The organism is Rathayibacter sp. SD072, from assembly GCF_017355185.1.
GTDB lineage: Bacteria > Actinomycetota > Actinomycetes > Actinomycetales > Microbacteriaceae > Rathayibacter.
Genome location: NZ_JADILJ010000029.1, coordinates 1 through 12,250, shown reverse-complemented (window position 1 = coordinate 12,250; position 12,250 = coordinate 1). Strand labels below are relative to the sequence as shown.

Genomic DNA, 12,250 nt, shown 5'->3' with positions numbered 1-12,250 from the left:
GCTCAGGGGATCAGCACCACCTTGCCGCCCGCGCGGCCCGACGCGACCAGCTCGAGCGCGGCGGCCGCCTCGACGAGCGGGAAGGACGGACCGAGGACGACCTCGAGCTCACCGCGACCGGCGGCCTCGACGAGGGGCGCTCGAGCGGAGTCGCGCAGCGCGGTGCCGGGGTCGGCCCCCGCTCCCCCGCCCAGCCGCAGCACGCCGCCGAGCCGCTCGGCGTGCTCGAAGCCGGCGATGGTGGCGATGCGGGAGCGGTCGGCGACGACGGCGACCGAGACGTCGAGCGCCTCGTCGGTGCCGGCCGTGTCGAGCGCGACGTCCACCCCGTCGGGTGCGGCGGCGCGCACGCGCTGCTCGAGGCCCGGCCCGTAGGCCAGGGGTTCGCCGCCGAAGCGCCGCACGACCGGGGCGCCGCGCCCGCTCGCCGTGCCGAGCACGCGGGCCCCGTGCGCGACGGCCAGCTGCACGAGGAGGCTGCCGACGGCTCCGCTCGCCCCGTGCACGAGCACGGTCTCGCCCGCCGCCACCCGGGTGGCCTCGAGCAGGTGCACCGCGGTCGTGCCGGTCAGCAGGAGCCCGGCCGCCGCCTCCCAGCCGAGCCCCGCAGGCTTGGGCAGGACGGACGACGCCCTCGCGAGGAGCTCCTCGCTCCAGCCGCCCGAGACGCGGAACGCGACCACTTCGTCGCCGACGCGGAGCGCACCGAGCGGACCGACCGCGTCCTCGCCCACGGCGGTGACCACTCCCGAGACCTCGCCGCCCGGGCGGACGGGGGTGCGGCCCCGCCCGAACACCCCGGAGAGCAGCTTCGCGTCGGAGGGGTTCACCCCCGCGGCGCGCACCCGGATCCGGACGGACCCCGGCCCGGGCTCGCCGAGCTCGACCTCGGCCGGGCGCAGCGACGCGATCGAGTACTCGTCGGCGAGCATCTGCAGAACCATGCCGTCCCCCTCCGGGATCGTGCTCGGGGTCCGAGCAGGGCCGACGCTAGCACCGGCGTCCGACACCGGAGCAGCCGGTTCCCGTCGGTCCGAGAACGCGCGTTCTGACGACGCGTACCATGGGACGATGCCCGCGACCACGACAGCCGACGCCCTCCCGGCGTCCCCGACCCCGGGTGGGGCGGTGCCCGTCCCCACCCCCCGCGAGGCGATCCTGGCGGCGGCGGACCGCCTCTACTACGCGCGCGGGATCCTGTCGGTCGGCATGGACGAGCTGCGCACCGCGGCCGGCGTCTCGCTCAAGCGGCTCTACTCCGAGTTCCCCAGCAAGGAGGCCGTCGTCGTCGCCGTCCTGCACGGCCGTCACGCCGGATGGACCGCCGGGGTGACCGCCCGCGTGGCCGGGGTCGAGGGGGCCCGCGAGAAGCTCCTCGCCATCTACGACTTCCTCTTCGACTGGTTCTCGGAGGACACGTTCCGCGGCTGCGGGTTCATCAACGCCTTCGGCGAGCTCGGCTCGTCGAACCCCGCCGTCGCCGAGCTCGCGCGCGAGCACAAGGCCGTGTTCCAGCGCTTCCTCGCCGAGCTGGCCGAGCAGATCGGAGGCGACGCCGAGCTCGCCGCGCAGCTCGCGATCCTCGCCGAGGGCGCGCAGACCACCGCGGCGATCGCCGGCACGCCCGAGTCCGCGCTGCACGCCCGACGGGCCGCAGAGATCCTGATCGACGCGGTCTCGCGCCGGACCGCTTGAGGGCGGCTACGCCTCGCCGCCGCCGGGCGGCCCGACCACGAGCAGCGCCGTGAACACGACGGCGACGGCCGCGAGCACCAGTGCACCCGCGAGCACCGGTCGGACGAGAGCCCAGCGCAGCAGCCGGCTCGCGAGGCGGTGATCGCGCGGATCGTCCCCGGCGAGCCGGCGCCACTCCCCCTCGAGCAGACCGCGGCGCTCGAAGCCGCGCTCGAGCGGGACGGTCGCGTACGGGACCACCGCGCTGGCGAGCGCGAGCACCGTCGCCGCGATCGACCAGCGCTGGTTGACCGAGAGGACGAGCGCCGCCGCGCCGTACGCGAGGAAGGCGAAGCCGTGGATCGGGCCGGCGACGCTGACGGGCCAGTCGCCGACTCCGACGGCGTACTTCAGCAGCATGCCGGCGATCAGGAGGGTCCAGGTCACCGCCTCGACGACGGACAGGACGCGGAAGAGTCGACGGGGGCTCATGGCCGGGAGACTACGTCACTGCCGCTCCGGAAGCCCTGAGGGAGCGCGATGCGGGCGGAGGGGGACGGAGCGTCCGGTCAGTCGAGTACGCCCGTGAGCGAGAGCGCCGAGAGCGCGCCGACCGCCAGCGTCGCGACGGTCGCGAGCAGCCCGTGCAGCCGCATCCGCGCGGGCGCGGTCGGGCCGGCGCCGTGCAGGCCGCTCCAGAGCCGCTCCGCCACGGTCGCGGCCGAGGGGCGCTCCTCCGGGTCGAGCGCGGTCATCGCGGCGAGCAGAGCGCGCCAGCGCTCGGGGAGCCCGGCGGGCAGGACCGGGGCGTGGTGCATCCGCTGCAGGGAGATCTCGAGGGTCGTGCCCTCGTAGGCCCGCTTCCCCGTCAGGGCCTCGAGCAGCACGAGGCCGAGCGAGTAGACGTCGGAGGACGGCCCGACGGGCCCCGCGCCCACGCTCTCGGGGCTGAGGTACCCGGCGGTCCCGACGAGCAGGTCCGGACGGGTGAGGCGCGCGTCGTCGACGGAGCGCGCGATGCCGAAGTCGCTGAGCTTGGCCTCGCGGAGGGAGGAGCCGGCCGGCACCGGACGCGATCGCACGAGCACGTTCTCGGGCTTCACGTCGCGGTGCAGCACATCGCGGGCGTGCAGGTGGGCGAGCGCGTCGGCGACCTGAGCGCCGACCTCGGCGATCATCCGCTCGTCACGCGACGAGAACCAGGCAGCGGCCGGGTCGGCGGGATCGAAGTACTCGAGGACGAGGTAGGACAGCTCCCCCTCCTCCTGGGCGATCTCGCCCTGATCGAGGATCTCGACGACGCTGGAGTGGCGGGAGTCGATGAGCATGCGGATCTCGCGCTCGCGGCGGGCCCGCTCGTTCGGGGTGTCGGCGACGGCGCGGTGCACCTTGACCGCGACGGGCCGGGCGAGGCGCAGATCGCGAGCGCGGTAGACGCTCGCACTGCCTCCCTCGCCGATGCGCTCGAGCACGAGGTAGCGGCCGGACAGGGTCGCTCCGAGGAGCGGATCGACGGAGGTCCCGGCGGGGAGGAGGTCGAGCTCGTCGATCACGCCGCATCACCCCCTGAATATCGCTAGCTCGTCTAACTAGCTACGAGAGTTCTATCGGAGGGGACGTCGCCGCACAAGCCGGTGGGACGGGGTTTGGCATCACTAGATGTTCTTGCTACATGACTGTCTAGACTGTCCTGCATGGACGACGTCGCGACCACTCGACCCGGAGCCTTCTGGTTCCCGGGTGAGTCGAGCGAGCCCGGTGCGGTCGAGGTGCTCGCCGCGATGAGGGCGTTCCGCACGGCCGAGACCGCGATGCGCCGCCGCACGCGCGGGTCGATGGGGATGGGCGAGAACGACCTCCTCGCCGTCCAGTTCCTCATGCGCCGCCAGCAGACGGGTCAGCACGTCAGCCCGAAGGACCTCGCGGCCTACCTCGGCATCTCCTCCGCCTCCACCACGGTCCTGATCGACCGCCTCGTGAAGAGCGGTCACGTGGTGCGCCAGCCGCATCCGAGCGACCGCCGGGCCATCCGCATCGTCGCCACGCCGACCTCCCACCGCGAGGTGCGCGAGACGCTCGACGAGATGCACCGCCGGATGCTCGAAGCGGCCGAGCAGCTCGACCCCGTCGAGGCCCGCACGGTGATCCGCTTCCTCTCGACGATGCGCGACATCGTCGAGAACCCGGCCGAGACCGCCGACATCGCGTTCGCGGACCAGGCGTTCGCGGACGAGCTCGTCGAGAGCGCTCCGGAGCGCCGCCGCGCCTGACGCGCGGCCCGTCCGGGCTCCCGGTGACGCCTTCGCCACCCCTCGCCATCCGTTCACCTGCGGTGGCTACCGTGTCGCTGAGCCGACGGCAAGGACTGGCGCACGCCGCTCGCCGTAGAGCGTGTAGTGCGGGTCGCGCCGAGGGTCAATCCCCCGAGCAGAAGTAACTAGCTTGACTAGTAGGAAGTCTGTCTAGCGATATGCTGATCGGACCGCATCCACTCGTCTGATCGGAGAAGATCATGGGCAACATCCTCTACGGCACCCCTCCCGCCTCGATCGAGGTCGAGGACCGGGCTCTCGCCCATCTTCAGATCGTCATCATCAACAAGTTCCGCCGCGACGAGCGCTTCCTGCTGACCCTGGACGCCTCCCCCCAGGCCGGCACCGGCCGCCGCGGCGTGTGGATGCACCCGACCATCCCGATCCAGTTCGAGTTCAAGGGCAGCCGCCAGCCCACCATCAACCCCGAGTGGGTCGAGGCGCTCATGGAGCGCGCGAACAGCGGAGCGGGGCTGCGCATCGTCCCCGAGCCGGCGTCGCAGGCCGCCGTGCCGCTGCGTCGGGCCGAGTCCGCCGCCTGATCCGCCCCGGCACCCGGATCGATCGGCTCCCGATCGAGCATCCGATCCGGACGACCTCCTTCGAAGGCCCGATCCCCAGCGGGGACGGGCCTTCGGTGCGTTCGAGACCGACGATCGTCGGTCTGAACGGCCACCCCGCAAGTGGTTGACATTCCGCGCCAGAACCCAGATACGCCCCCTACACTGCGAGGGCGGTGCGGAGGGCGTTCCGGCGGGCTCGCCCCCGAGCCGCACGCATGACCGACCGCTGGTCGCCGGGTCCCCCTGCCCGCGACCGGCGGTCGGGTGCGAGGCGCACCCGAAGCGCCGCGGACAGGTCCGCCACCCCCAGGAGCCGGCGACAATGACCATCGAGATCTCACCCTGCAGCGAGGAGCGCGTCGAGCCCCTCGATCCCTCCGACGGCGTCGACGTCCGTGCCGACGGCAGCAGCGGAGCGACGGCCGACGACTCCCGCGACCCCGGCGCCGCCCACGCCGAGGTCCTCCCCGGAGCCGTCTTCACCGCCGTCGTGACCGGCGGTCTCGAGCAGTGGCGCGTCGTCGCCGTCCTCGGCATCCGGGTCCTCGCGGAGCGCCTCGAGGGCTCCGAGCGCCGCAGCTTCACCCTCCGCTTCGTGCGCTACCGGCTCGCGCTCCCCGCCGATGAGCAGGAGCCCCGTCAGCGGGGAGCGGGCCGCCGGAGCGCCTAGGGCCTGCTGAACAGGCCCCGACGCCTCCTGAGGGCGGTCCTCACGCCTCGAGCGCCGGCTCCGGCCGGACCGTGCGCCCGAGTCGCGCGAACAGGCGGTCGAACACCGCGCGGCGGTCGAACCGCAGCGCGTACTCGCGGGCGGCGACGGCCAGTCGGGCGCGCTCGGAGTCGTCGAGCTCGAGGATCGCGTGGTCCAGGAGCGACGCGATCGCGTCCGGATCCTCCACCGGGACGACGAAGGCGTGCTCGCCGATCGCCTCCCCGATCCCGCCGGTGAGGGTCGTGATGACGGGACCGCCCCCGGCGAGCATCTTCTCGGCGAGCGCGATGCCGAACGTCTCGACGAACTCGGGCCGGGGCTTGCTCGGCAGCACGAACGCCGAGCAGCCGGCCATCAGGTAGGGCTTCTCGGCGTCTCCGACGTCGTCGAGGAACCGGATGCGGTGCGCCAGCGGCGAGGCGGCCGCGATCCGGCGCAGCTCCGCCTCCTGAGGGCCTCGCCCCGCGATGACGAGCTCGTGCTGCTCGTGGACGCGGCTGCGCTCGTAGCCGGTGATGAGGTCCTCGACGCCCTTGGCCTCGGTGAGGCGCGAGAGGAAGAGCACGTAGCCGTCCCGGCGGAGCCCGCGTGCCCGGATCAGGTCGTCGAGGGCGACCGGATCGAGGTCGGAGTAGGCGTCGGAGTCGATCGCCGGGTACGAGATCGCGATGCGGGACCGGCATTGCTCGGCGAAGCGCGTGCCGTGCACGGCGTCGATCCGCTCGGCCTCCTCGACGACGAGGTCGCGGGTGTACTCCGAGACGGCGACGCAGTGGTCCTGCGAGAGATAGGAGGCGAAGATGTGGGCGGCGGCGCCCAGACGCCCCTCCTCGACCGCGCGGCGGACGACGTTCGTGACGTCGGAGCCCACCGCCTCGGCGATGGTGGTGACGTTCACGGGCAGCCCGGTGCTCCAGGCGGCGCGGAGGGCGTCGGACACCGCGATCGTGTGCGGGCTGAGGTAGAGCGACAAGCAGACCGTCGGCACCCCGTCGGTGAACAGCTCGATGAGGCGGCCGATCATGCCGGCGAGGTAGCGGCCGTCCGGCACCTTGTAGTCGCCGACCGGCGCCGGCCGCTCCACGATGATGCCCTCGCTGTAGGGCAGGACCGCGTCCAGCGGCTTCAGCGGCAGTCCCGCCGCCTCGAGGCGCTCGATCGGCCAGGTGACGATGCGGACCTCGTCGAAGCCGCGCTCGAGCGCCGTCTCGGCGAGATTGCGGGCCTCGACCGAGTGCCCGCAGATCACCGGATCCGCCCGGACGACGATCACGAGCCGATTCTGCACGGTGCTCGCGTGAGTGCTCTGGTCCATGGTCTCCTCCTAGGGCTGGGTGGTGCTGGTGGTCGTGGCGGCGGGCCGCGCGGGATGCGACGGCGGCCGGTGCTCCGGGGCGGTCGCCCACTCCGACGGCTCGGGTCCGAGGTGCAGGGTGAGCTCGCCACCGCGGTGCAGCTCGGCCGCGCTGATCGCGCTCGACACGAGGGGGGCGCCGTTGAACTCGGCCGACTGCACGTACTGCACCGCTGCGCCGGGCACGGGCTCGACGAAGCCGGTGGTGCGGATCTCGAGGTCGGCCCCGCCGACGGCGACCGAGACCCGGGAGAACGCCGGTGCGTTCACCAGGACGAGTCCCTGCCCGGCGACCGGGAACAGCCCCAGGCTCGCCCAGACGTACCAGGAGCTCAGCCCGCCGGAGTCGTCGTTGCCGGGCAGGCCGCCGCGGCCGGTGCCGAAGCGCTGGTGCAGCACGCCGTGCACGATCTCGGCCGTGCGGTCGGGCCGGCCCGCGTAGTGGTAGGCCCAGGGAGCGTCCATGTCGGGCTCGTTGTTGAGGCCCTCGAAGCGCCCGAGCGCGGCTCCCTCCGCCATCTCGGCGCGAGCGGGGCGCAGCCCGGGCTGCGTCACCGGCTCGGCGCCGTAGCCGAAGAACTCGTCGAGCTGCGCGACGAACGCGTCGTCGCCTCCGCTCAGCGCGATGCGGCCCGCCATGTCGTGCAGCAGGCGGAAGGAGTAGTTGTGGCGCGTGCCCTCGTAGTACGTGGAGTCCTTGAGCAGCCCGGTGCGGAGGTCGAAGGCGTTCACCCACTGCGCGGCGCGCTCCTCGAGCTGCTCCGCGAGCACCCGGTCGCCGACGTGGCGCGCCACCACGGCCGTGCACCAGTAGCCCTGGGCCAGGTCGAGGGTGTGGCTGATCGGATGCGCCTCGCCGGCCGCGAGGAACTCCTCGCCGTAGGTGCGCTTGAGGTCCTCCGCCATGTGCACGAGCGCCGCGTCCCAGTCGATGCCGGGCAGGCCCAGTCGGCAGAGGTCGGCGAGGAAGGTGTGCGCGAGAGCGCTGCCCTGCCGGGAGAAGCGGTCGCTGCCCTTGGCCATCCGGTAGCCGATCGGGAAGTTGCCCTCCTCCTCGCAGATGGTGAGCAGCGCCGCTCCGATCTCGACCGCGCGCTCCGGAATCAAGGCGGTGAGCAGCGGCAGCTGGGTGCGGTAGATGTCCCACATGGTGCTGATGTCGAAGACGAAGGGGCCGTCGGTCGGCCAGAACGGGCTCTCGGAGGGGGCGAGGCACGGCTTGATCAGCGAGTGGTAGAGCGCCGTCGAGAAGACGGTCTCGCGATCGGTGGACGGAGTGTCGACCGCGATGCGGCGCAGCTGCTTCCGCCACGTCTTGCGGGTGCGGTCGCGGCGCTGGTCGAAGCCGGTGCCGGTGGGCGGCACGTCGCGGTGCAGGTTCTCGCGGGCGCGCTCGGTCCCGCGGAGCGAGAAGCCCATCCGGAGCTCGACCGTCGTGCCGGGCTCGCTGGGCCCCGCCCACATCAGGCCGAACGGGCGGAGGGTGGTCGGGCGGATGTGGTCGAAGTCGAGCCGGGTGCCGCCCGGCATGAGCCGGCGGTCGTACCAGAGCATCTGGCGCCAGTGCAGCGCGTCGCACTCGAGGTGCACGGCGAGGGGCGCGCCCTCCATCACGACCTCGCCGCTCGCGACGCCCGGTGAGATCGACCGCAGTTGCGCGCGCAGCGGCACGGTCGCTCCGCTCGGGATCGCGAGGCCGCCGAGCGACAGGTCGACGACGACGCGGGCGCTGCGGTGGCGCGGGAACGTGTAGCGGTGCACGGCCGAGGCGGGGCCGACGGTCAGCTCGGCGCGGACCCCGGAGGAGAGGGTCGCCGCGTAGTAGCCGGGCTCGGCGACCTCGTCGACGACGTCCCAGCTGCGGCCGAGCTCGTCGAGCGGCTCGATCATGGGCGTGACGCGGAGGTAGTTGTAGTACTTCCGGATCGCCCCGGTGCCCGACTGCTGGAAGTGCGTGAAGCCCGAGGCCTCGATGCCCTCGCGGATGAGCGGGGGCACGCCCTCGAGCGCCAGGTCGTAGCGTCCGTACCCGGTCGGGTAGGCGCCCGAGTAGGAGCAGGCCGAGACCATGCCGAGCGGGTACGTCGCTCCGGGGTGCGTGTTGCCGATGAGCGGCTTGGGCGACCACCAGGTCGCGGCGAGACCGGTGGGCTCGGCGAGCGCCGTCGCCTCCGTGCCGATGAACGGGTCGACCCGCTCGATCATGCTCCGCTCACCGCCGCCGCCATGCCGTGACGCTAGGTGCGGTCGGTGTCATCGGGGTGACGGGGAGGCGACGGGACGGCGACGGTCGGGCGGACGGGGAGGGTGCGCGGGGGCTCGCCCTACGGGATCAGCTTCTCCGCGCGGTAGCGGTCGAACAGCGCGGTGAAGGAGTCGACGGTGCGGTGGTGCAGCGTGAATCCGGCGAGGCGGGACTTGCTGATGTCGGTCACGACCTCGATCTCGCGGCCGAGGTCGGCGTCGGTGTGCCACCAGGACGCGACACGGCCGAGGTCGGGCTCGATCAGGCCGTGCTGCTCGACCAGGCGCTGCCAGACGGGCCGCGCGTCGGCCATCTGCTGCTCGAGCGGCTGCGGCTCCTCCCCCGGGCCCACCGGCTCGACGCCGAAGTGCTCGGCGAGGCGCGTCCACATCCAGCGCCAGCGGAAGACGTCGCCGTTGACCACGTTGAAGGCCTCGTCGCGGCCGGCCTCGGACGTCGAGGCCCAGACCATCTGCGCGGCGAGCACGGTGGCGTCCGTCATGTCGGTGAGGCCGTTCCACTGGGTGAGCGAGCCCGGGAACACGAAGGGCCGGCCGAGCTCACGCTGGATCGAGGCGTAGACCGCGAGGGTCAGGCCCATGTTCATGGCGTTGCCGACCGCGTGGCCGATCACCGTGTGCGAGCGGTGCACCGACCACGTGAAGCCCGCGCGCTCGGCGGCGGCGAAGAGCTCGTCCTCCTGCGCGTAGTAGAAGTTCGGGGCGTCCAGCCGCTCCTCCTCCTCGTGGAAGGGGGTGTCGGGCATCGCGCCCTGGCCGTACGCCTCGAACGGGCCGAGGTAGTGCTTGAGCCCGGTGACCAGGGCGACGTGCTCGAGCGGAGCGTGCGCCAGCGCGGCGAGGAGGTCGCGGACCATGCCGGCGTTGACGGCGATGTTCTCCTCCTCCGTCTCCTGGCGGGACCAGGCGGTGAAGTAGACGTGCGTCGGCCGCTCGTCGGCGAGCACGCGGGCGAGGTCGTCGGCCGAGCGCAGGTCGGCCGCGAGCGGGCGGACGCCGGGGCGCTCGGCGATCGGCCGGCGCGAGAGGGCGGTGACGGGCCGGCCCTGCTCGGTGAGCAGATCGACGAGGGCGGAGCCGGCGATGCCGGTCGCGCCGACCACGAGGGCGCGGCGGTCGGAGTCGGCGGGAGCGGAGTGTGCGGGGGACGGGTGCGTCGAAGTCATCCCCTGTGCCAACACCGAGCGTCGCCAGGCATTCCCCGGTCGAGCTCTCCTCCCCAGCCGCCCCGGCTCCCCGGCACTCCCCGTAACACCTGGACACAGAACCCGCCGCGTCGCGCCCGGCGGCTACCGTCGCTCCCGTGCCGCCGCCTCCGGCGCGCCGTTCGAGAGGAGCCGACCATGACCGTCGCCACCGCCGCCGCGCCCACCGCCGCTACCGCCGCCGCACCTGCCCCGGCCGTCGGGACCGTGCCCTACGACGAGCTCGCCGCGCGCTTCCGTCCGCTCTTCGCCGAGATCGCGGCGGGCGCCTCCGCCCGCGAGCGCGACCACGTGCTGCCGGCCGAGCAGATCCGGGCGCTGGCCGCGGCCGGCTTCGGCGCCGTGCGGGTGCCGATCGAGAACGGCGGAGCAGGGGCGACCCTCCCCCAGCTCTTCCGGCTGCTGACCGAGCTCGCCTCGGCCGACTCGAACATCCCGCAGGCCCTGCGCGGGCACTTCGCGCTCGTCGAGGACCGCCTCGTCGCCACCGACGGCACGCGCGAGCGCTGGCTCCAGCGCTTCGTCGACGGCGAGATCGGCGGCAACGCGTGGACCGAGGTCGGCACCGTCGCCATCGGCGACGTGAACACCAAGGTCAGCCCGATCGAGGGCGATCCCGAGCGCTTCCTCGTGAACGGCACCAAGTACTACTCGACCGGCAGCATCTTCGCCGACTGGATCGACGTCTTCGCCCAGCGCTCCGACACGGGGGCGACGGTCATCGCGATCGTCGACGCCCGTCAGGGCGGAGTGACGCACGCCGACGACTGGGACGGCTTCGGTCAGCGCACCACGGGCTCCGGCACCAGCACCTTCGTCGACGCCGTGGTCGCGGCCGAGGACGTCGTCGACTTCGGCACCCGGTTCCGCTACCAGACCGCGTTCTACCAGGCCGTGCTGCTGTCGGTGCTGGCCGGATCCATCGCCGCCGCCGAGCGCGAGCTCGCCGAGGCGGTGCGCGGCCGCACCCGCATCTACTCGCACGGCAACGCCGACTCGTACGCCGCTGATCCGCAGATCCTGCAGGTCGTCGGGCAGGTCTCGGCCGCCGCGTACGCCGGCTCGGCGATCGTCGAGAAGGCCGCGCAGGCCCTGCAGCTCGCCTACGAGGCCGCGTCGGGGGAGGACCTCGTCGAGGAGGAGCGGCTGAACGACCTCGCCGAGCTCGAGTCGGCGCAGGCGCAGATCGTGCTGACGCAGCTCGCCACCCGCGCGACGTCCGACGTGTTCGACGCGCTCGGCGCCTCCGGGGTGAGCACGACGAAGAACCTCGACCGGCACTGGCGCAACGCCCGCACCGCGGCGAGCCACAATCCGTGGGTCTTCAAGGCGCGGATCGTCGGCGACCACGCGGTGACCGGTGCGCTCCCTCCGCGGGTCTGGTCGATCGGAGCGGGCCCCGGGCGTCGCGCGTAGCGGCGGATCCCGCCGCGCCGCCCCGACTAGCGCGCGGCTCGGCGAGAGGTCAACCCGCTGGAGGCGCTCGCGGCGCCCCTTCTAGGGTGCGAGCACCGGAGACGAGGCGCCACGGGGGGGACCGCGCACGTCTCTCTCCGTCTTCGCTCCCGACGACGGAAGGGCCGCTCCGCCATGCCTCGAACCACCCCGCACAGCACGCCCCGCAGCACGCGGCACAGCACACCGCAGGACACCGGGAGCCGGGGTCCGACCGCGCCTCCGGCGTCGAGGACCGGACGCCTGCTCGGCGTCGGACTCCTCGCCCTCCTCCTCGTCGCCGGGCCCCTCGCGGCCCCGCCCGCGGCCGCCGCGGACGCCACGGTCCCGGTCGTCAGGATCACATCCCCCGCCTCGGGCAGCACGGTGTCGGGGCCGGCCACCCTCGTCGCGACGGCGACGGACGACGTCGGCGTCGCCTCCGTCTCGTTCTGGTCCGGCAGCACGCGCGTCGGCGACGGCGCGAAGCGCTCGGACGGCCGCTGGGCCCTCACCGCCGACACCCGCGCCTGGCGCGACGCGACCTACACCGTGACCGCCCGCGCTGGGGACGCCGCGGGGAACACCGGGACCAGTGCGGGGGTGCGCCTCGTCGTGCGGAACGCGGGGGGCGCGACTCCGACGCCGACGGCGACTCCGACTCCGAGTGCCACCACCACTGCGGCGCCCCCGCCGACGCCCACTGCGACTCCCACCCCGACCGCCGCGCA

The 12,250-nt window shown here is 73.4% G+C and carries 12 protein-coding genes; 6 read left to right on the top strand and 6 right to left on the bottom strand.

Annotated elements, in window-relative coordinates:
- Positions 1-2: 2 nt before the first annotated feature.
- Entirely contained in the window at positions 3-944 is a 942-nt protein-coding gene (locus IOC53_RS12140; protein WP_242683274.1) for an NADP-dependent oxidoreductase, read from the bottom strand.
- A gap of 127 nt (positions 945-1,071) precedes the next feature.
- Between IOC53_RS12140 and IOC53_RS12135 the strand changes: the two genes are divergently transcribed.
- Positions 1,072-1,695, top strand: coding sequence for a TetR/AcrR family transcriptional regulator (locus IOC53_RS12135; protein WP_207406069.1), 624 nt, complete (start codon positions 1,072-1,074; stop codon positions 1,693-1,695).
- Between the two features lie 6 nt (positions 1,696-1,701).
- On the opposite strand, the gene IOC53_RS12130 is transcribed toward IOC53_RS12135, so the two are convergent.
- Complete coding sequence (locus IOC53_RS12130) at positions 1,702-2,166, bottom strand: DUF3817 domain-containing protein (RefSeq protein ID WP_207406068.1); 465 nt, start codon at positions 2,164-2,166, stop codon at positions 1,702-1,704.
- Between the two features lie 77 nt (positions 2,167-2,243).
- Complete coding sequence (locus IOC53_RS12125; protein ID WP_207406067.1) at positions 2,244-3,227, bottom strand: serine/threonine-protein kinase; 984 nt, start codon at positions 3,225-3,227, stop codon at positions 2,244-2,246.
- Positions 3,228-3,368: 141 nt separating this feature from the next.
- Between IOC53_RS12125 and IOC53_RS12120 the strand changes: the two genes are divergently transcribed.
- The 3 genes from IOC53_RS12120 to IOC53_RS12110 all read left to right on the top strand — a co-directional run bounded on the left by IOC53_RS12120 (position 3,369) and on the right by IOC53_RS12110 (position 5,219).
- Positions 3,369-3,944: a MarR family winged helix-turn-helix transcriptional regulator gene (locus IOC53_RS12120; protein ID WP_207406066.1), complete on the top strand. Its 576-nt coding sequence runs from the start codon at positions 3,369-3,371 to the stop codon at positions 3,942-3,944.
- Positions 3,945-4,186: 242 nt separating this feature from the next.
- Complete coding sequence (locus IOC53_RS12115; protein WP_207406065.1) at positions 4,187-4,528, top strand: ATP-dependent DNA ligase; 342 nt, start codon at positions 4,187-4,189, stop codon at positions 4,526-4,528.
- Between the two features lie 343 nt (positions 4,529-4,871).
- The gene (locus tag IOC53_RS12110; RefSeq protein ID WP_207406064.1) at positions 4,872-5,219 is read left to right on the top strand and encodes a hypothetical protein; all 348 of its coding nucleotides are present in this window, start codon (positions 4,872-4,874) and stop codon (positions 5,217-5,219) included.
- A 40-nt stretch (positions 5,220-5,259) separates the two neighbouring features.
- Here IOC53_RS12110 and IOC53_RS12105 read toward each other — a convergent pair whose 3' ends face one another.
- From IOC53_RS12105 to IOC53_RS12095, 3 genes are all read right to left on the bottom strand, one after another.
- Positions 5,260-6,576 carry a glycosyltransferase gene (locus IOC53_RS12105; RefSeq protein WP_207406062.1) on the bottom strand — a complete coding sequence of 439 codons (1,317 nt, stop codon included), beginning with the start codon at positions 6,574-6,576 and terminating at the stop codon, positions 5,260-5,262.
- A 9-nt stretch (positions 6,577-6,585) separates the two neighbouring features.
- Positions 6,586-8,820, bottom strand: coding sequence for a glycoside hydrolase domain-containing protein (locus tag IOC53_RS12100; protein ID WP_207406060.1), 2,235 nt, complete (start codon positions 8,818-8,820; stop codon positions 6,586-6,588).
- Positions 8,821-8,939: 119 nt separating this feature from the next.
- Complete coding sequence (locus IOC53_RS12095) at positions 8,940-10,046, bottom strand: SDR family oxidoreductase (protein ID WP_207406058.1); 1,107 nt, start codon at positions 10,044-10,046, stop codon at positions 8,940-8,942.
- Between the two features lie 177 nt (positions 10,047-10,223).
- Here IOC53_RS12095 and IOC53_RS12090 point away from each other — a divergent pair, with 177 nt between their 5' ends.
- Both IOC53_RS12090 and IOC53_RS12085 read left to right on the top strand, forming a co-directional pair.
- Entirely contained in the window at positions 10,224-11,501 is a 1,278-nt protein-coding gene (locus tag IOC53_RS12090; protein WP_207406056.1) for an acyl-CoA dehydrogenase family protein, read from the top strand.
- Positions 11,502-11,675: 174 nt separating this feature from the next.
- On the top strand, positions 11,676-12,250 hold a 575-nt coding region (locus IOC53_RS12085; RefSeq protein WP_242683273.1), incomplete at its 3' end, for an Ig-like domain-containing protein.

Excerpts from the sequence above, each read along its gene's own strand:
- IOC53_RS12140 (WP_242683274.1), bottom strand. The coding sequence starts at position 944 with ATGGTTCTGCAGATGCTCGCCGACGAGTACTCGATCGCGTCGCTGCGC.
- IOC53_RS12135 (WP_207406069.1), top strand. The coding sequence starts at position 1,072 with ATGCCCGCGACCACGACAGCCGACGCCCTCCCGGCGTCCCCGACCCCG.
- IOC53_RS12130 (WP_207406068.1), bottom strand. The coding sequence starts at position 2,166 with ATGAGCCCCCGTCGACTCTTCCGCGTCCTGTCCGTCGTCGAGGCGGTG.
- IOC53_RS12120 (WP_207406066.1), top strand. The coding sequence starts at position 3,369 with ATGGACGACGTCGCGACCACTCGACCCGGAGCCTTCTGGTTCCCGGGT.
- IOC53_RS12115 (WP_207406065.1), top strand. The coding sequence starts at position 4,187 with ATGGGCAACATCCTCTACGGCACCCCTCCCGCCTCGATCGAGGTCGAG.
- IOC53_RS12110 (WP_207406064.1), top strand. The coding sequence starts at position 4,872 with ATGACCATCGAGATCTCACCCTGCAGCGAGGAGCGCGTCGAGCCCCTC.
- IOC53_RS12105 (WP_207406062.1), bottom strand. The coding sequence starts at position 6,576 with ATGGACCAGAGCACTCACGCGAGCACCGTGCAGAATCGGCTCGTGATC.
- IOC53_RS12100 (WP_207406060.1), bottom strand. The coding sequence starts at position 8,820 with ATGATCGAGCGGGTCGACCCGTTCATCGGCACGGAGGCGACGGCGCTC.
- IOC53_RS12095 (WP_207406058.1), bottom strand. The coding sequence starts at position 10,046 with ATGACTTCGACGCACCCGTCCCCCGCACACTCCGCTCCCGCCGACTCC.
- IOC53_RS12090 (WP_207406056.1), top strand. The coding sequence starts at position 10,224 with ATGACCGTCGCCACCGCCGCCGCGCCCACCGCCGCTACCGCCGCCGCA.